We start from the raw sequence: 19,823 nt of genomic DNA, 5'->3' as shown, positions 1-19,823 counted from the left end.
GCTTTTCGGCGCCCATGCAACCTTTCTTTGTCGCGATAGCGGCATCCGCGCAACACCTCGCCCCTACCGAAAGGTAGCCATCCGAGGAGGTCGCTATCTGACTGACTTCAATAAACTTTTTTAATATTCGCTACGCTATGGAGCGTTTGAATATTGTCCAGGAGGCTAAATCCCTGACGTTATGCAAGGGACCGGTACCATTTTTGATGGGAGCGCTAACATTCTTTAGTTGCACGCCAGCGAGAAGTCCCATATGGATTTATATGACCACAGGCCGGCGCTCCAGAGCGGCGCCTTGGCAATAAGAGCCGCGGTTCCGCCGCGGAATAATATAAATCAGGGAAGGGAAACGCGATGCGACGCTTCAATCGCTCCTATCGTAATTTCATGCTGGCGGGCGCTTCGGCGCTGACCATTGGCGCGGTCGGCACCACCTCTTTCGCATATGCACAATCCGCCTCCCCGGCGGCGGGCGATGATTTGCAGGAAATCGTCGTCACCGGCCTTCGCAAGAGCATCGAGAGCTCGCAGGCCATCAAGCAGAACTCCGAGCAGATGGTGGATTCCATCACCGCCACGGACATCGGCGCCCTGCCCGACCGCAGCGTGACCGAAGCCCTGCAGCGCATCTCCGGCATCACCATCCAGCGCACGCCCGACCCGCGCGACGCCGACCGCATCTCGGTCGAGGGCGACGGTGTCCAGGTCCGCGGCCTGAGCTGGGTGCGCGGTGAATTCAACGGCCGCGACAGCTTCTCGGCCAAAAGCGGCCGCACGCTGAGCTTCGCCGACATCCCGTCGGAACTGATGGCCGGCGTCGACGTCTACAAGAACCCGTCGGCCGATTTGGTCGAAGGCGGCATCGGCGGCACCATCAACCTGCGCACGCGCCTGCCCTTCGACAGCGAAGAGCGCATCCTCGCCTACTCCGCCGATTACAGCTACGGCGACCTGGTCGGCAAGGGCAAGCCGTCCGGTTCCGCCCTCTACAGCGACCGTTGGAACACCGGCATCGGCGAGGTGGGCGTGCTGATCGACGTTGCGGACGGCAAGTTCGCCAGCCGCACCGACACCGTGTCGGTCGACCCCTTCCAGGCCCGCACCGACCTAGTGCCCGGCCAGACCGTCTATGTCCCCACCGGCTTCGGCTACCGCAGCCTGGAGTTCACGCGTGAGCGCAAGGGCATCGTCGGCGCCCTGCAGTGGCGGCCCAGCAGCGACCTGGAATTCACGGCCCAGTACATCCGGTCGGAAGCCACGGAAGAATCGCTGGAAAACGCCATCGGCCTGGATTCCGGCACCGGCAACGGCCCGGCCGCCGGTACCAGCTTCAAGTACGACGCCCAAGGCAACTATATCTCCGGCACCATCGCCGACACCGTGGGTGGCACGACCAACAATCCCGACGTCATCGACAGCCGCTATGACATCAAGGAATCGGTCACCTCCGACTATTCCCTGCACATGAAGTGGACGCCGACCAAGAACTGGAACATCAGTGGCGACGCCCAGTACATCGACGCCACCAGCAAGCAGCTGGACTTCACGGTTTTCGAAGCCCTGACGAATCCCCTGCCGGCGGCGACGCTGACACTGAACGGCAGCGGTCTGCCCACCATCAGCATCCCGGCCAACACCAGCTTCATCTCCAATCCCGCAAACTACTACTACAACGCGGCGATGGACTATCATAACAACAACGAGGCGCACGAGTGGGCCGAGCGCCTGGACGCCGAGTACAGCTTCGACGACGCCGATTGGCTGAAGTCCTTCCGCTTCGGCGTCCGTCACACCGACCGCAAGTCCATCACGCGTGAAACCAACTACAACTGGGGCGGCGTGGTGCAGAGCTGGGGCGCCAACGGCATCCAGACGCTGAACCAGACCACGCCCGGCGCGTCGTCGGCCAGCGTGTGGCCGCTGCAGAACTTCTATCGCGGCGGCGTGACCGTCCCCACGCAGTTCGTCATCCCCAGCGCCTCCCTGAGCAAGGGCTTCTATAATGGGGTCGCGGCCCAGCTGAAGGCGCTTTCGGCGGCTAACTCGTTCGGCAACTGGGTTCCGTTCAACGGCGACTACAGCAGCTACAACGGCGGCGGCGCCGGTGTGAACACCCAGACGGAAGAGACCACGGCCGGTTATGCCCTGGTGCGTTTCGAACATGACGTGCCCTTCTTCGGCGGCAACAAGCCGTTTGACGGCAATGTCGGCTTCCGCGTCGTCAACACCGACGCCCAGGGCTCCGGCAACGCCAACTTCGTGACCGTGACCAACCTCAACGGCGCGCCCTCGTCGGACCTGGCCTTCGCCAACGGCGCCCGCACGGTCATCAGCGGCGGCCGCAACTACACCGACCTGCTGCCCAGCGTGAACCTGCGCCTGAAGCTGCGGGACGACCTGCAGTGGCGCTTCGCCTTCGCCCAGTCCATCGTTCGTCCGGACTTCTCGCAGTTGCAGCCGTCCTTGAACATCGGCGCGACCGCCGGTCTGCTGGACAGCAGCGGCCACTGCCAGAGCCTGGGTACGGGCGCCACGGGCAACTGCGTCTATCAGTGGACGGGCTACGCCGGTAACCCGAACCTGAGGCCGATGCGGTCCAACCAGTTCGACACCTCGATCGAGTGGTACTTCGCCCCCACGGGCAGCATCACCGCCGCGGTGTTCAACAAGGACGTGTTCGACTTCATCACCACGTCGCCCCAGAACGTCGCGTTCACCAACAACGGCGTGACCCGGAACGTCCTGGTGGTGCAGCCCTACAACGCCGGCCAGGGCAGCGTTAAGGGCTTCGAATTCGGCTACACCCAGTTCTATGATTTCCTGCCGGGCATCCTGAGCGGCCTGGGGTTCCAGGGCAACGTCACCTTCGTGCAAAGCGAGGGTGGCCGCAACGCGGCGGCCAACCCCTACGACGCCACCCAGGTGACCAACGCCGCGCCGACCAACACCAGCCTGCCGCTGGAGGGCATGTCGAAGTGGAGCTACAACCTGGCGGGTATCTATCAGAAGGGCCCGTTTGAGTTCCGCCTGGCCTACAACTGGCGCCAGCGCTATCTGCTGACCACGTCGGCGGCCAACATCAACATCCCGGCCTGGTCGGACGATTACGGCCAGTTGGACGCGTCCTTCTTCTACACCGTCAACAGCTACCTGAAGGTGGGTGTGGAAGCGGCCAACCTGACCGATGCGCAGACCCGTATCCTGGTCGGGTACCCGGGCCACTTGACCTACCACAACTGGGTCGACGCCGACCGGCGCTACGCCTTCGTCATCCGCGGCTCCCTGTAACGCTTGCTCCCAGGGAGTCTCGTTGTCCGGCCCTGTCTCCTCCCGGTCGCGCCCGTCGCGGCCGGGGAGGCAGGGCCGCCTTTTTCAAGGCCGTTCCCTGCCGTAAGCTGGGCGGCCAACGATAAGATCCTGTGGGGAGTGCGCGGCAATGGCCGAGGCGATGCGGAATGGGCGCAAGATCGTGATCGTGGGCGGCGGCACCGCCGGCTGGATGGCGGCGGCCGTCCTGGCCCGGGTGCTGAAGGGCAAATACGGCACCATCGAGCTGGTGGAATCGGCCGAGATCGGCATTGTCGGCGTGGGTGAGGCCACCATCCCCCCCATCCAGTTCCTGAACCACCTGCTGGGCATCGATGAGGTCGACTTCGTCCGTAAGACCCAGGCGACGTTCAAGCTGGGCATCGAGTTTGTCGACTGGACCCGGCTGAACCACCGCTATTTCCATCCCTTCGGGCCACATGGCCACGCCATCGACGCCGTGTCCTTCCATCATTACTGGCTGCGCCAGCGGGCCAAGGGCGACACCAGCGACATCGGCGACTATTCCCCCTCCACCGTCGCGGCGCGGATGGGCAAGTTCCAGCCGCCGGCACCGGACGCGCGGCCCGGCGGCCCCGTCATCGCCTACGCCTATCACTTTGACGCGGGCCTATACGCCCAGTACCTGCGTGGCATCGCCGAGCGCAACGGCGTGAAGCGCACCGAGGGCAAGATCGTCCAGGTGACGCGGCGCGAGCCCGATGGCTTCATCGACAGCCTGGTGCTGGAGACCGGTACCCGCGTGCAGGGCGACCTGTTCGTCGACTGCTCCGGCTTTCGCGGCCTGCTGATCGGGGAGACGCTGAAGGCCCCGTACGAGGACTGGTCCCATTGGCTGCCCTGCGACCGCGCCGCCGCCGTGCCGTGCGAGGGCGTGGCGGCGATCACGCCCTACACCCGCTCCACCGCGCGGGCGGCCGGCTGGCAGTGGCGCATCCCGCTGCAGCACCGCATCGGCAACGGCCACGTCTACAGCAGCCGCTTCTTGAGCGATGACGAGGCGATCGCCACCCTGCTGGCCAGCCTGGATGGCAGGCCCCTGGCCGATCCACGCCTGCTGCGCTTCACCACCGGGCGGCGCCGGAATTCCTGGACCAAGAACTGCATCTCCCTGGGCCTGGCCTCCGGCTTCATGGAACCGCTGGAGTCCACCAGCATCCACTTGGTGCAGAGCGGCCTGTTCCGCATGGTCTCGCTGCTGCCCCGCGACGGGTTCGAGCAGGCGACGGTGGATGAGTACAACCGCCTGACCAACATCGAATACGAACAGATCCGCGACTTCCTGATCCTGCATTACCATGCGGTGGAGCGAGATGATTCCCCCCTGTGGAACTACTGCCGCACCATGGAAATCCCCGACAGCCTGCGGCACAAGATCGACCTGTTCCGCGCCCGGGGCCGCATCGCCCGCTTCGACGAGCAGTTGTTCGCGGAGCCCAGTTGGGTTGCCGTGTTCCTGGGCCAGGGCATCCGGCCGCACTCCTACGACCCGGTGGCCGACGTCATGCCGGAGGCGGAGGTGACGGCCCGCCTTGCCCGCATCCGCGAGGCCATCCGGCGCATGGCCGACGCCCTGCCCACCCACGCCGACTTCATCAACCGGCATTGCCGCGCCGACCGTCCGGTGGCAGCATGACAACGCTGGCATCCCCGGGAAGATGTCCAGCCAGGGGGTAAGAAGAACAACGGGATGGCCTGATATGAGTGCATCGGGAAGCGCATCGGGATCGGGCGTTGACGGATCGGGCGACCGCATCACCGTCATCGACGCCTTGCGGGGAACGGCCCTGGTGGGCCTGTTCCTGCTGCACACCATCGAGCATTTCGATTTCCTGAGCGACGTGGCCGTGCCGCCGGCCTGGCTGAAGCCGTTCGACACTGCGGCCCACGACACGGCCTTCTTCCTGTTCGCCGGCAAGGCCTACGGCATCTTCGCCCTGATGTTCGGCATCAGTTTCTCCCTGATCCTGGGCAGCTGGTCGCGGCGGCCGGGCAGCGCGCCGCTCCGCTTCCTGTGGCGGCTGGCCGTACTGTTCGCCATCGGCTATCTGCACGGCCTGATCTATTGCGGCGACATCCTGACCATCCTGGCCGTCGTGGGCGCCCCCCTGGTGCTGCTGCACCGCCTGGGCGACCGGGTCTTGCTGGCCCTGGCGGCCGTGCTGCTGATCCAGCCGCCCACCCTGTGGCAGGTGGCGGGCCTGCTGAGCGGCACCGCCCCCACGCCGGCCGTCCCCGTCCACTGGACGGTGTATGAGGGCCTGATGCCCATCTACGCCAACGGCGGCTTCTGGGATGTGGTGAAGGCCAACCTGTGGCATGGCGTGCTGGCCCGCACCTTCTGGACCATCGAGACTGGCCGCTATATGCAGATGATGGGCCTGTTCCTGGTGGGCCTGGTGGTGGGGCGCAACCACGTCCTGGAGCGGGCATCCCAGCATCGCCGCCTGCTGCAGGGCATCCTGGCCGGCGGCGCGCTGGCCTTCGCCGTGCTTTATCCCCTGAAGCGCCTGGCGGAGAGCGCCGGCCTACCGTCCATGACGGCCTATGAGGTGACGAACCTGGCCAACGCCTATTGCGGCCTGGCGCAGATGGCCATCTGGGCCAGCGGCTTCGTCCTGCTGTATCCCCGCATCCACGCCCTGATACCAGTGCGGGCACTCGCGTCCTTCGGGCGCATGAGCCTGACCTGCTACATCACCCAGGCCCTGGTCTTCGTGCCGCTGTTCTACGGCTTCGGCCTGGGGCTCTATAGGTTCATGGGCCCGTTCTACAGCGTGGCCAGCGGCCTCGCCTTCGTCATCCTACAGTGCAGCGTCGCCCACTGGTGGCTGCGCCACTACCGCTACGGCCCCCTGGAATGGGTCTGGCGCGCCGCCACCTTCTGCACCCTGTCCCTGCCCTTGCGCCGCCCTCCGAAAGCGGCACTGGCGGAGGCGGCATAAATCAAAACGCCCGGGACCAGCCGATCCCGGGCGTTCGTCGTTCCAGCAACGTTCGGCGGACTTACTTGGCCTTGGCCAGCGCTTCCTTCACCACCTTGTCGGCCAGGGGCGCCATGGCCACGTAGCCAGCCTCGGTTGGATGCACGCCATCGGAGGCCAGGCCCGGCTTGAAGTCGCCCTTGCCGTCGCCCACCACGTCCTTGTAGTCGACGAACAGGGCGCCCACCTGGGCCGCGTACTCCTTCAGCCAGGCATTGTGCGCGGCGATCTTGGGTGCAGGGTCCAGGCCCTGGTGCCATTTGAAGTCCAGCGCCGGGGGAATGCCGGCCAGGATCACGGTGATGCCGTGCTTCTGGGCCAGCTCCACCATGCTCATGATGTTGTTCTTCAGCTGCTGCGGCGACACCGGCCCCCAGTTCTGGGCCAGGTCGTTGGTGCCGGCCATGAGGTGCACGACCTTGGGGTGCAGGTCGATGACGTCCTGGCGGAAGCGCAGCAGCATCTGCGCCGTGGTCTGGCCGCTGATGCCCCGGCCGACGCGGCCCGGCGTGAAAAAGCCGGGCGTCTTGTCCACCCACAGCTGGGTGATGCTGTCGCCCATGAACACCACCTGGACGGAGCCGGGCGCCAGCTTCTCATTGTCCGCAGCATAACGGTTCAGGTAGGCGAAGTCGTGGTGCAGGCGGTCCTCTTCCTCCTGGTGCCACTTGGCCACCTGCTCAGGCGTCGGCGGCTTGTTGTCCTCGGCCAGCGCCGGGGCGGCCACCAGGCCGGCCAGCATCAGGGCGGCGGCCACGTTCAGTTTCTTCATTCCAAGGTTCCTCCCATGTGGACCCGCAGATGGACCCGAATTAATAAGACATCTTGATTTAATGGGCTTTCAATGCCCCGGGGCAGACGGATCCCGCCGGATCGGCCGACAGCCGCACCGTGGCCAGGGACAGACGCAGGGTGCCGCCGGTGCTGAGTGCGAAGGGCGTGGTGACCCGGGACAGGTCGGCCCCGGCCTGCTTGAAGCAGGACAGCTTGACCTTCAGCGTCTGCCATTGGCCCAAGGGGGCCGCCTTCAGCACGGCGGTCAGGTCCAAGGCGCCCGGCGTGCCGGGTCCGGTGCCGGAGGCCAGCCAGACGGTGCCGGCCGGCGCCTCATCCACCCGATAGTCCACCTGCAAGGACAGGGCGCCGTTGGCCTGACGCGTCAGGTCCAAGGCGTTGCCGCCTGTCACGGCGATGGCTGCCTCTCCCTTGCCGGTCCAGCTCAGCTGACGGCCAGCACCTTGTATGCCGCCGGCGTCCACCGGCCTCAGCGCCAGAGCGCCCGCCACCTCCGTCGCCGTACCATCGCCCGGCACGGGCACGCTGGCAGCACCCTGGCGCAGCACGAAGCTCCATGGCGCGGGGTTGCGGCCCTTCACGAAATAGGTGTCGATGTTGGCCGCCGCCGCGTCCACGCCCGACACCTCCGACAGTTGTGGCACGGTGGGGGGCTTGGCGTCGGCGTAGCGCAGGCCGTAGCCGAAGGGGAACAGGGGGTCATAGGGTTGGCGCAGGCGGTTGAGCGTCGATTGCGCCGCCGTCTTGGGCCATGAATAGGAGAGCTTGCCGGTGAAGTCGTAACGCGGCCGGCCCAGCATGTCGCCCACCAGCACGTCGGCCACGCCGCCGCCCTCCGACCCCGGGAACCAGGCGGCCACGAAGGCGTCGGACGCGTTGATCTCCGGGTTCACCCACAGCGGACGGCCGGACAGGAAGATGGAGACGACCGGGATGCCCTGGGCCTTCAGCCTCTTCAGCAGCGCCAGATCCTGCTTGTCGCCCGCCTGGAATTCCAGGCTGGGAATGTCCCCCTGGAACTCGGCATAGGGCAGCTCACCAAACACCACCACCGCCACGTCCGGCTTGGTGGTGTAGTTGCCGTCGGCGCTGAGATCCGCTGTGCCGCCACCGGCGGTCACCGCCTGGCGGATGCCGTCGTAGATGGACTGGGCGCCGGGGAAGTCGCCGTTCTTGTTGCCCGTGCCTTGCCATGACAGGGTCCAGCCGCCGGTCTGGCGGCCGATCTCGTCCGCCGCCTCCCCCACCACCAGGACGTGGGACTTGGCCTTCAGTGGCAGCACCTGACCATTGTTCTTCAGCAGCACCAGGGACTTGCGCACCGCCTCGCGCGCCAGGGCGCGGTGCTCGGCATTGCCGATGACGCCATCCTTCAGCTCAAATGGGCGGGCGGGGTCGAACAGGCCCAGCTTGGCCTTCACCCGCAGGATGCGGCGCACGGCATCGTCGATGCGCGCCATGGGAATGGCGCCCGCCTTCACCTGGGCGACGGTGTTGGTGAAGAGCGCCTTCCAGTCGTTGGGGGCCATGAACATGTCGAGGCCGGCCAGGACAGCGGCGGGGCAGGAGTCCGCCGTGCAGCCCGGCACCTGGCCGTGGCCGTTCCAGTCGCCGACGACGAAGCCGTCGAAGCCCATGCGCCCCTTCAGCACGTCGGTCAGCAGCGATTTGTTGCCGTGCATCTTGGCGCCCTGCCAGCTGGAGAAGCTGGCCATCACCGTCATGATGCCGGCGTCCACCGCCGCCGGATACCCCGCCGCGTGGATGCGGATCAGATCCTGTTCGCTGACGTCGGCGTCACCTTGGTCCACGCCGTTGATGGTGCCGCCGTCGCCCAGGAAGTGCTTGGCCGAGGCCGCGACATGGCCATGCTGCAGCGTCTGGCCGGCGCCCGCCTGGCCCTGCAGGCCCAGCACCATCTCGCCCGCATACTGGCGGACGATGTCCGGATCCTCGGAATATCCTTCGTAGGTGCGGCCCCAGCGGTGGTCTTGCGGTACGGCCAAGGTGGGGCCGAAGGCCCAGTCGATGCCGGCCGCCGCCGTCTCCTGCGCCGTGGCGACGCCGATGCGGCGGATCAGGGCGGGGTCATGGGCGGCCCCCAGGGCGGAGTTGTGGGGGAACAGCGTGGCGCCCACCACGTTGTTGTTGCCGTGCACGGCGTCGATGCCGAACATGATGGGGATGGCCACGTGCCCGGGCCGTTCCGCCAGCGAGGCCGCGCGGAAAGCGCGCGCCGTCTCCACCCACTTGTCGGGGCCGGCGCGGTCGTCGCCGCCCGCCGGCGCGCTGTCGCCGCCCGCCAGGATGGAGCCCAGGGGGTAATTGGCCAAGTCGACCGGGGTCACGGTGGAAATGTCGGCCTGGATCATCTGGCCGACCTTGTCCTCCAAACTCATCCTGGCCATCAGGCCGGTCACGTAGGCTTCGGTCTTGGCGTCCACCAGGCCCCTGCTCTTGGCGGCCGGCCACAGCTCAGGGTGGGCGACGCCGCGGGCGCTGTCTGTCACGGTGGAAGCTGCCTTTTGCGGGGGATTTGAAGTTTGCCGGGCTGAAACCTGGAGCGGCGCCAAGGCCGCAAGCAGTAAGGCCGGCGTCACGGACGCCAGAAGGGCCATGCGGTGCTTCATGGATGTTCCTTGTTCTTCTCTAGTCTTCTTGGGTGCCGCGAACCGAGCTGCCACCTTACGCCGTGCCTCCCTAGCGCCGGACAGGTGGATTTGCGGCCCCGTCCCGCCTCTATTCCCGTCGGGATGGGCGGATTTCCAGGGGCGCGAATTAATAAGATGATAACGCTATCATCCAACCCCCGCAAGCAAGCCACGCCTTGCCCCATGATACCGGTCACATTAGGATCACCGGCAACGGCGGCGCTGATCGCCGGTGACGGAGGAAACGGGCGCCCCAGCGCGGCCGGCGGCCTGACGGGCCCGCCGAATACCGATCCCCTGTCCTGACTGTTGATCCACCGAGGGGAAGGTCGCCCGCCCATGTCCAGCATATCGCGCCGGGAAATCCTGATGGCCAGCGCCGCCGCCCTGCTGTCGGCCAGCGCCGCGCGGCCCGCCTTGGCGCAGGAAGCGCCGCCCGCCGCCCCGGTGGCGCCCCTGCCTACCCCGGATCCGGCCCAGACGCTCTGGTACAACCAGCCGGCGGCGCAGTGGGTGGAGGCTCTGCCCGTGGGGAACGGCCGGCTGGGTGCGATGGTGTTCGGCGGCATTTCCATGGAACGGCTGCAGTTGAACGAGGACACGTTCTACGCCGGCGGGCCTTATGACGACGTGAACCCGGAGGCCAAGGCCAACCTGGCGCAGGTGCGCGAGCTGATTTTCCAGGGCAAGTACAGGGAGGCGGAGGCGCTGGCCGGTGCCAAGCTGATGGCCAAACCCCTGAAGCAGATGCCCTACCAGACGCTGGGCGACGCCGTGCTGCTGTTCCAGGGTCTGGACACGGTGCACGATTATCACCGCCGGCTGGATCTGGACACCGCCGTGACCACCACCCGCCTTGTCAGCGGCGGCGGCGCCTGGTCGTCCACCCACACGCGCGAGGTGTTCGCCAGCGCGCCGGACCAGGTGATCGTCACCCGGCTCTCGGCCAACAAGCCGGGGCTGGTCAGCGCCAACCTGTCGCTGCTGACGCCACAGAACGCCACCTTGATGGCGGATGGCGCGGACGGCCTGCTGCTGACCGGCATCGGCCCCAGCCGCTCCGGTATAGAGGGGCGGCTGAAATTCGCCGTGCGCCTGAAGGTCATCGCCACCGGCGGCACGGTGCGGGTGGGCAGCGATGGCATCATTATCGACCACGCCGACGAGGCCGTGGTGCTGGTCACCGCCGCCACTGGCTATAAACGCTACGACGACATCAGCGCCGACCCGGCGGCGCTGACCGCCGCGACCCTGGCCCAAGCGGCGGCCAAACCCTACGCCCGCCTGCTGGCCGACCATGTGGCGGACCATCAGCGCCTGTACCGCCGCGTAGCCCTGGACCTGGGGACGACGCCCGCCGCCGGCCTGCCCACGGATGAGCGGGTGCGCGCCGCCGCCCCGCAGGACGACCCTGCCCTGGCCACCCTCTACTTCAACTATGGCCGCTACCTGCTGATCAGCAGTTCCCGCCCCGGCGGCCAGCCCGCCAACCTGCAGGGCATCTGGAATGAACAGGTGGATCCGCCCTGGGAATCCAAGTGGACCATCAACATCAACACCGAGATGAACTACTGGCCGGCGGAGCTGGTGGACCTGGGTGAATGCGTACAGCCCCTGGTGGGCATGCTGAAGGATCTGGCGGAGACCGGCGCCCGGATAGCACGGGACATGTATGGCGCCGGCGGCTGGATGGCCCACCACAACACCGACGTCTGGCGGGTGGTGGGGCCGCCGGACGGCCCTAAATGGGGCCTCTGGCCCATGGGTGGGGCGTGGCTCTGCCGCCATTTGTGGGACCATTACGACTATGGCCGGGACAAAGCGTTCCTGGCCGACATCTACCCCATCCTGAAGGGCGCCTCGCAGTTCTTCCTGGATACGCTCATGGTCCTGCCGGGCAGCGACTGGCTGGTCACCAACCCGTCGCTGTCGCCGGAAAACGTGCATCCCCTGGGCACTTCGCTGTGCGCCGGACCGGCCATGGACCGGCAGATCCTGCGCGACTTGTTCGCCATCACCGTCAAGGCCGGCGAAATCCTGGGCAAGGACGCCGACTTCCGCGCCAAGGTGACAGCCGCGCGCGAGCGCCTGCCGCCCGACCGCATCGGCGGGGCCGGCCAGTTGCAGGAGTGGCTGGAGGACTGGGACATGCAGGCACCGGAGATCCACCACCGCCACATCTCCCACCTCTACGCCGTCTATCCCAGCGACCAGATTACCCGGCGCGGCACGCCGGACCTGATCAAGGCCGCGCGCAGGACGCTGGAGATCCGGGGTGACGACGCCACCGGCTGGGGCCTGGGCTGGCGCCTGAACCTGTGGGCGCGCCTGGGTGACGGCGACCACGCCCACGCCGTCCTGAACCTGCTGTTGAGTCCCGACCGCACCTACCCCAACCTGTTCGACGCCCACCCGCCCTTCCAGATCGACGGCAACTTCGGCGGTACCGCCGGCATGGTGGAGATGCTGGTGCAGAGCATCGGCGACGATATCGAGCTGCTGCCCGCCCTGCCCCGCGCCTGGGGCCACGGCAGCCTGCGCGGCGTGCGGGTGCGGGGCCAAGGGCGGCTGGACCTGGCCTGGAAGGACGGCGCCTTGGACCAGGCCAGCCTGCGCAACACGGCCAAGCAGTCCCGGCGCTGGCAGGTGCGCCTGGGCAAGGACGTCGTGGCGGTGACGGTGCCGGCTGGCGATGAAAGGTGCCTGGCCCTTAAAAGCGGCAGGCTGGCCCTCGCCTGAGGACCAGCCCACCACCGGTCATAGATGCCCCTGCGGTTACGCCGCGCGCAATTGCGCCAGGAAGGCGTCAACCTGGGTGCGCAGCACCTGGGCTTCACTGGTCAGCTCGGTGGAGAAGGCCTCCACCTCCACCGACTTGCGGGCGGTCTTGCCCGCGCGTTCGTTGACGCCGTAGATGTTCTCCGTGATCTCCTCCGTCGCCCGCGCCGTCTCGCCCACGTTGCTGACGATGGCCTGGGTGGCGGCGCCCTGCTGCTGCACGGCGGCGGCGATGATGGAGGCGATCTCGTCGATGCGGCGGATGGTGGCGCCGATATCGCCAATGGCCATCACCGCCTGGCCGCTGGCCCCCTGGATGGCGCCGACATGGGCGGCGATCTCGTCCGTGGCCCGGGATGTCTGGGTCGCCAGCGCCTTGACTTCCGACGCCACGACAGCGAAGCCCTTGCCGGCCTCACCCGCCCGCGCCGCCTCGATGGTGGCGTTCAGCGCCAGCAGGTTGGTCTGGCCGGCGATGTCGCTGATCAGCTGGACCACGGCGCCGATGCGGTTGGCGACGTCGGCCAGGCCGTCGACCGTGCCACGGGTCGCATCAACCTGGACCACCGCCTCGCGGGCCACGGCGGCGGAATTCTCCACCTGGCGGCTGATCTCCCCGATGGAGGAGGACAGTTCCTCGCTGGCGGTCGCCACGGTGCGGACGTTGCCGGTGGACTGGCTGGCGGCGGCCGATACGGTGGTGGTCTGGCGCAAGCTCTCCTCGGCGGCCGCGCCCAACTCGCGGGCCGTCGTCTGGATGTCGGCGGCGGCGGTCGCCACCTTGTCCACCACGGTGCGCACCGTCGCCTCGAAGTGGTCGGCGGCGTGGGCCATGGCGGCCTTGCGTTGCGCCTCCGCCTCGGCCTTCAGGGTCGCCTGCTCGGCGGCCAGCGCGTCACCCTGGATCAGGCTCTCCTTGAACACCTCGACCGCGCGGGCCATGGCGCCGATCTCGTCGCCCCGCGTCACGCCGGGCACCTCGACCTGACGGGCGCCACCGGCCATGCTCTCCATGACGCCGCGTAGCAGGTTCACGGGACGGGTGATGGACCGGCCCGTGGCCCAGGACAGCACCAAGCTCAGCGTGATGGCGATGCCGGCGAAGGTGACGCCCATGGCATGGCCCTTGGCGGAGGCGGCGTCGAAGGCCTTCTCCGCGCCCTCGGACTGTTTCAGGTTCAGCACCGCCATCTTCTCCAGGTTCAGGGTCATCTGGTCGCGCGCCGCGTCCACCTTGCCATCCAGCTCACGGATGGCAGGGGTCAGGGTGTCGCTCTTCTCCAGCGCCGGCAGCATCTGCTGTTCGAAGATGGCCATGTAGTCACGCAGCCCCGCCTCGGCGCCATCCAAGGCGGCCTTCTCCTCCGGCAGGTCGGCCTCGGCCCGCAGATCCTTGAACATGGCCAGGATGCCTTGCTTTTTCTCGGCCCAGTCCTTGCGCGTCTCATCCAGGTTGTGATTGATCTCCGCATCCGCGACGATGGCGTAGAGATCGTTGCCGGCCGACACGGCGCGGACCGACTTGGCGGCCACGCCCGAGGTGCCCGTCAGCGTTCCCTTGCTCTCGGCCAGCCAACCCAGGGTCAAGGTGAAGACTCCCGCGATCAACAGGATCATCAGCACGGTCATGGCCGACGATAGGGTCAGTTTGTGCGCCAGTTTCATCGCGGGCCTCCGCCAGGTTCAGTCACGGGGTCGGTGTCAAAAATCAGAAGCGTATGGTGAAGCCGATGAAGGGGTTCACATCGTCGGCCGCCTTACTCAGGCCGATGTTCACGCCGCCATCCACGGAGAAGTTCGGCGCCACTTGATAGGTCACGCCTAAGTCCAGGGTGGCGACGGTGGCGGCGTCGGGGCCGGTCTGGCGCTCACCGTACAGCTCGACATAACCGTCCAGCACCTCGCCCAGCGGATGGCTGAGGCTGACGGAAAAGGCCAGGTCGGGATCGTAGCCGTCGCCGATGGCGTTGCGGTTCACGGCCAGCGTCGCCTGCGTGCCCAGTTCCCACTCCCCACCCAGCTTGATGGCGAAGGGCACGCCGATGCCGCCCTCGAAGGCGCCATTGCCGTAGGCGGTGGCGGCCGTGGGCAGTTTCACGAAGGGGATCAGGCCCAGGGCGGTCGTGCCCTCGCGATCATTGCCCCACAGGTTGATCTTGGCCCGCACGGTCATGTCCGACCAGCCGTGAAGGCGGGTGTGGCCGCCGCCCCGCTCCGACAGGCCCATGACGGTGTAGGCGGGGGCGATGATGTCGACTTCCGTGTCGTCCCAGACGCCGATGCGGATGTTGGGCGCCATGAAGACGGATTCGTGCTTGCGCGTGCCGTCGTCGTTGTAGAAGTCGCGGTTGTGGCTGACGATGTCCGTCTCGATCTGGACGTGGCCGGGATCGATCGTATAGGGGCCGTCGGTCTTGTCCGGCCGGTCGGGCGCGAACTCACGCAAGTCCCCCTCCCCCGCCTGCGCGGGTGCCAAACCCAGCGTGACCAGCACGGCCAGCGCCAACAACCCGGTCCCGAAGTAGAGAGTCCGCAAAGCCAGCCCCACCCGTGTCGCCTGTGACAAATCGTCTCTGCGACATCACGGTGCCAGAAATGGGTTTCCCGATGGTTAACCAGAAAAACCATCCAAAGATCAGCGGATGACGAAGCCCCCGTCAGGCGGCAGGGCGTGGCCGGGCTCAGCCCCCGGCTCCGCCGGCGGCGCATTCCACCAGCCGCCGCCCAGGGCCTGGAACAAGGCGGCGGTGTCCATCAGGCGTGCCGCCTGGGCCTGCACCAGGGCCAACCGTGCCTGGGCCGCCGCCTGCTGCGCCGCCAACACGGCCGAGGGCGCCGCCGCCCCCAGCACCAGCTGACGCCGGGCGAGTTCGAGGGCGTGCGACGCCGCCACCTCCGCCCGCCGCGCCGCGGCCAGGGCGTCGCCATCGCTTTTCAGCGCCGACAGGGTATCCGCCACGTTCTGGAAGGCCAGCACGACGGTGGAGCGGTATTGCGCCGCCGCCTGCTCCAGGGCCGCCCGCGCCGCCTTTTCCTTATGCGCCAGGCTGAAGCCCTCGAATACCGGCTGGGTCAGGGTGGCGCCGAAGTTCCAGAAGCCATTGCCGGCGGTGAACAGGCTGTTCAACGCCGAAGCGCTGGACCCCGCCGCCCCGCTGAGCGTCAGGTTGGGCAGACGGTTGGCCACGGCCACGCCGACATTGGCGCTGGCGACATGCAGGTTGGCCGCGGCCAGGCGGATGTCGGGTCGCTGTTCCACCAGTCGGGCCGGCAGGCTGTAGGGCAGCTCCGCCGGCAGGGCCAAGTCGCCCAGCTGGAAGGTTTCCGGCGTCGGGTCGCCCGGCATGCGGCCCAGCAGGGCGTTCAGCTGATGGCGCTGCTGTTCCAGCTGCTTTTCCAGCGGCGGCAGCGTCTGCTCCGCCTGGGCCAGCGCCGTCTCCCCCGCCGCCACATCGGCGGCCGAGACCTGGCCCAGGTCCCGCTGGCGGCGCAGGATGGCCAGGGCCTTGCCGGCGTCGGCGATGATGGACCGGGTGGCGCCGATCTGGCCGCGCAGGCTCGCCTCCATCACCGCCGCCACGACCACGTTGGAGGTCAGCGTCAGGTACGTGGCTTCAACCTGGAAGCGCTGTCCCTCGGTGGTGGCGTCCAGCGCCTCCTGCCCCCGGCGGGTGCCGCCCCACAGGTCGGGGCTGTACGACACCGACAGCTGCGGGGTGAACAGGTTCAGCTGCGGCGCGTTGTTGGCCGCCGTGGGCGCCACAGTGCCGGTGGGGTCCTTCTGCCGCGTGGCTTGGAAGCTCGCGTCGATGGCGGGCAGGAAGGAGCCAGCGTTGGCGTAGGCGTTCTCCCGCGCCACGCGCAGGGCCGCCTGCGCCGCCGCGACGTCGGCGTTGTGGGTCATGGCCTCACGCACCAGCCCGTCCAGGGCTGGCGACTTGAACAGCGCCCACCAGTCGGCCGGGATATCGCGGTCCGCCAGCAGGGTCTGGTCCGCCACCTTGGGCGGCGGGGCCAGCGCCTCTTTCGGCGGAGCGGCCGGTGTCTGGTAATCCGGGCCCACGGCGCAAGCCGAAAGCAGGAGAGCGGGGACGAGGGCGAGGCTACGGCGCATCATTCGGCCTCCCCTGCGGTGACGGGCCCATCTTGCATAGGCAGGGCCGTGCGGCTGGAGAACAGGCTGATCAGCGCCGGCAGCACCACTAGGATCAGGATGGGCGCCAGCAGGATGCCGCCCACCACCACCATGGCGAGCGGCCGCTGCACCTGCGACCCGATGCCGTGCGACAGGGCCGCCGGCAGCAGGCCGACGCAGGCGGCGATGCAGGTCATCATGACGGGGCGCAGGCGCGTCTCCGCCGCCTTCACCAGCGCCGCCGCCCGTTCCATCCCCGCGTGAACCAGCTGATTGAAGTAGGAGATGACGATGATGCCCTCCATCACCGAGATGCCGAACAGGCCGATGAAGCCGATGGCGGCGGAGATGGAGAAGGGCGTGCCGGTGGCGGCCAGGATGAAGATGCCGCCGATCAGCGCCATGGGCATGACGCTGGCGGCCAGCAGCGTGTCGGTCATGGAGGCGAAGTTGAGGTACAGCAGCACGCAAATCAGCGCCAGGCTGACCGGGACGGCCACCGCCAGGCGGCGCACCGCGTCCTGAAGGTTGCCGAACTCCCCCACCCATTCCAGGCGATAGCCGCCGGGCAGCTGCACCTGCTCCGCCACCTTCTGCTGCGCCTCCAGCACGGCGCTGCCCAGGTCGCGTCCGCGCACGCTGAACTTGATGGGGATGTAGCGTCCCTGCCCCTCGCGATAGATGAAGGACGCGCCGGAGACCATGCGGATGTCGGCCACGTCGGCCAGGGGGATGGGTGCTGTTCCCGTGCCCAGCGCGGTCGTCCCCACGGTGATGTGGCGGATGGCGTCCAGGCTGCCGCGATCCTCTGGCGACAGGCGCACCATGATGGGGAAGTTGCGGTCGCTGCCGTCCTCATACAGGTTGCCGGCCGCCTGCCCGCCGATGGCGGCCTGGACAACGGCGTTGACGTCGCCGGTGGACAGGCCGTAACGGGCGGCCTTGGCCCGGTCCACCGTGATCTTGATCGTGGGCTGGCCCAGCGACTTGAAGACACCGAGGTCGGTCACGCCGGGCACAGTGGACATCACCTGCTTGATGCGGTTCGCGGTCTTCTCCAGCGTCTCAAGGTCGTTGCCGAACAGCTTGACCGAGTTCTCGCCTTTAACGCCGCTGGCCGCCTCCTCCACATTGTCCTCAATGTATTGGGAGAAGTTGAACTCGATGCCGGGGAAGCGCTCGGTCAGCTTCGCCTCGATGTCGCGGGTCAGGCGTTCCTTGTTCCAACCCTTGGGCCAGCTGTCGAAGGGCTTCAGCGGCACGAAGAATTCGGCATTGAAGAAGCCGGTCGCGTCGGTACCGTCATCGGGTCGACCGTGCTGGGAGATGACGGTCTCCACTTCCGGATAATCCTTGATGATGCGGCGGATGCCGTCCACCGCCTCGGTCCCCGCCTCCAGCGAGATGGACAGCGGCAGATTGGCGCGGATCCAGAGGTTGCCCTCCTCCAGGTGCGGCAGGAATTCCATGCCCATGAAGCGGGTGCAGACGATGGCCAGCACCATCAGCGCGCCGGCCACGGCCAGCACCAGGCGCCGGTTGGCCAGGGCCAGGCGCAACAGGGGCGGATAGAGGCGGTGCAGCGCGCGCACCACCACCGTGTCACGCTCCCGCACCTGCTCGGGCAGCAGGATGGCGCTCAAGGCGGGGGAGATGGTGAAGGTGGCGATCAGGCCACCGGCGATGGCGTAGGCGTAGGTCTTGGCCATGGGGCCGAAGATGTGCCCTTCCACCCCCGACAAGGTGAACAGCGGCACGAAGCCGGCGATGATGATGGCGGCGGAGAAGAAGATGGCGCGGTTGACCTCGACGGCGGAGTTGGCGATGACGCCGAACCGGCCGCGCAGGATCACCTCCTGCCGCACGCTGTGCATGATGGAGGATTTGGCGAAGCGCTCCTTGGGCGGCTGCGCCAGGTGGCGGAAGATGTTCTCCACCATGATGACGGTGGCGTCCACGATCAGGCCGAAGTCGATGGCGCCGACGGACAGGAGGTTGGCCGACTCCCCGCGCAGGGTCATGATCAGGATGGCGAAGAACAGGGCGAAGGGCACCGTGGCCGCCACGATGACGGCGCTGCGCAGATCACCCAGGAACAGCCATTGCACGAAGAAGATCAGGACGATGCCCATGACCATGTTGTGCAGCACGGTGTGGGTGGTCAGGTCGATCAGGTCCGACCGGTCGTAGATGGTCTTGAGGTACACGCCCGGTGGCAGGATGCCGGACGTGTTGATCTTCTCCATCTCCGCCTTGGCGGCCAGGATGGTGGGTTTGCTCTCCGCCCCCCGGCGCATCAGCACGATGCCCTGGACAATGTCGTCCTGGCCGTCGCGGCCGGCGATGCCCAGGCGCGGCTGGTTGCCCACGGTGACGGTGGCGACATCGCCCACCAGCACCGGCGTGCCGTTGTTGGCCGCCAGCACGGTGCCCCGGATGTCGTCCAGGGAATGGATCTGGCCCACGCCGCGCACCACCATGGCCTGGTCGCCGATGTTCACCGTCTGGCCGCCGACATTGATGTTGGCGTTGTTCAGGGCCTGCAGCACGCCGGGAATGGTCAGGCCGTAGGCGGTCAGCTTGCGCTGATCCACCGTCACCTCGTACGCCTTGGTCTTGCCGCCCCAGCCGGACACGTCAATGACGCCCGGCACGGCCTTGAACCGGCGCTGCAGCACCCAATCCTGCAGGGTCTTGAGGTCGGTGACGGAATAGCCCGGCGGCCCCACCACCTGATAGCGCAGGATCTCGCCGATGGGGCTTTCCGGCGAAATGGCCGGCTGCACACCCGACGGCAGGTTGGACAGCTGCGACAGCTGATTGATCACCCGCTGCACCGCCTCGTCATAGGTGAAGTCGTAGGTGAACTGGATCTTGATGTCCGACAGTCCGAACAGCGAGACGGAACGGATGGCCGTGACATGGGGGATGCCGGCCATCTGCACCTCGATGGGCACGGTGATGTAACGCTCGATTTCCTCGGCCGACTGGCCGCTGTTCTGGGTCACGATCTCCACCATGGGCGGGACCGGATCGGGATAGGCCTCGATGTTCAGGCGCAGGAAGGCGCCCACACCCACCACCAGCAGGGCGGCCAGCGCCGCCAGCATCAGGACGCGCTGGCGCAGCGCGAAAATGACGACCTTGTTCATG

The 19,823-nt window shown here is 67.4% G+C and carries 10 protein-coding genes; 4 read left to right on the top strand and 6 right to left on the bottom strand.

Annotated features, from left to right (window positions below; translation table 11 throughout):
• Positions 1-354 precede the first annotated feature (354 nt).
• The 3 genes from UAA55_RS16750 (at position 355) to UAA55_RS16740 (ending at position 6,272) form a co-directional block, all read left to right on the top strand.
• A complete protein-coding gene (locus tag UAA55_RS16750) occupies positions 355-3,288 on the top strand; it encodes a TonB-dependent receptor (protein ID WP_322954118.1) in 2,934 nt (977 codons plus the stop codon).
• Between the two features lie 148 nt (positions 3,289-3,436).
• Entirely contained in the window at positions 3,437-4,963 is a 1,527-nt protein-coding gene (locus tag UAA55_RS16745) for a tryptophan halogenase family protein (RefSeq protein ID WP_322954117.1), read from the top strand.
• Positions 4,964-5,027: 64 nt separating this feature from the next.
• The gene (locus UAA55_RS16740; protein WP_322954116.1) at positions 5,028-6,272 is read left to right on the top strand and encodes a DUF418 domain-containing protein; all 1,245 of its coding nucleotides are present in this window, start codon (positions 5,028-5,030) and stop codon (positions 6,270-6,272) included.
• 61 nt (positions 6,273-6,333) lie between these two features.
• Here UAA55_RS16740 and UAA55_RS16735 read toward each other — a convergent pair whose 3' ends face one another.
• Entirely contained in the window at positions 6,334-7,083 is a 750-nt protein-coding gene (locus tag UAA55_RS16735) for an SGNH/GDSL hydrolase family protein (RefSeq protein ID WP_322954115.1), read from the bottom strand.
• A 58-nt stretch (positions 7,084-7,141) separates the two neighbouring features.
• The gene (locus tag UAA55_RS16730) at positions 7,142-9,616 is read right to left on the bottom strand and encodes a glycoside hydrolase family 3 protein (RefSeq protein WP_322954114.1); all 2,475 of its coding nucleotides are present in this window, start codon (positions 9,614-9,616) and stop codon (positions 7,142-7,144) included.
• A gap of 480 nt (positions 9,617-10,096) precedes the next feature.
• Between UAA55_RS16730 and UAA55_RS16725 the strand changes: the two genes are divergently transcribed.
• On the top strand, positions 10,097-12,496 hold the full coding sequence (locus UAA55_RS16725) for a glycosyl hydrolase family 95 catalytic domain-containing protein (protein WP_322954112.1): 2,400 nt from the start codon (positions 10,097-10,099) through the stop codon (positions 12,494-12,496).
• A 36-nt stretch (positions 12,497-12,532) separates the two neighbouring features.
• On the opposite strand, the gene UAA55_RS16720 is transcribed toward UAA55_RS16725, so the two are convergent.
• The 4 genes from UAA55_RS16720 to UAA55_RS16705 all read right to left on the bottom strand — a co-directional run bounded on the left by UAA55_RS16720 (position 12,533) and on the right by UAA55_RS16705 (position 19,822).
• On the bottom strand, positions 12,533-14,200 hold the full coding sequence (locus UAA55_RS16720; RefSeq protein WP_322954111.1) for a methyl-accepting chemotaxis protein: 1,668 nt from the start codon (positions 14,198-14,200) through the stop codon (positions 12,533-12,535).
• Between the two features lie 43 nt (positions 14,201-14,243).
• A complete protein-coding gene (locus tag UAA55_RS16715) occupies positions 14,244-15,083 on the bottom strand; it encodes a transporter (protein WP_322954110.1) in 840 nt (279 codons plus the stop codon).
• A gap of 87 nt (positions 15,084-15,170) precedes the next feature.
• Positions 15,171-16,652 carry an efflux transporter outer membrane subunit gene (locus UAA55_RS16710; protein WP_322954109.1) on the bottom strand — a complete coding sequence of 494 codons (1,482 nt, stop codon included), beginning with the start codon at positions 16,650-16,652 and terminating at the stop codon, positions 15,171-15,173.
• Positions 16,649-19,822: an efflux RND transporter permease subunit gene (locus UAA55_RS16705; protein ID WP_322954108.1), complete on the bottom strand. Its 3,174-nt coding sequence runs from the start codon at positions 19,820-19,822 to the stop codon at positions 16,649-16,651. Before UAA55_RS16705 ends, UAA55_RS16710 begins: the two co-directional genes overlap by 4 nt.
• Position 19,823: the final 1 nt, after the last annotated feature.

It is taken from the genome of Nitrospirillum guanabarense (genome assembly GCF_034653355.1).
GTDB lineage: Bacteria > Pseudomonadota > Alphaproteobacteria > Azospirillales > Azospirillaceae > Nitrospirillum.
This window is presented reverse-complemented; position numbering and strand designations above follow the sequence as displayed.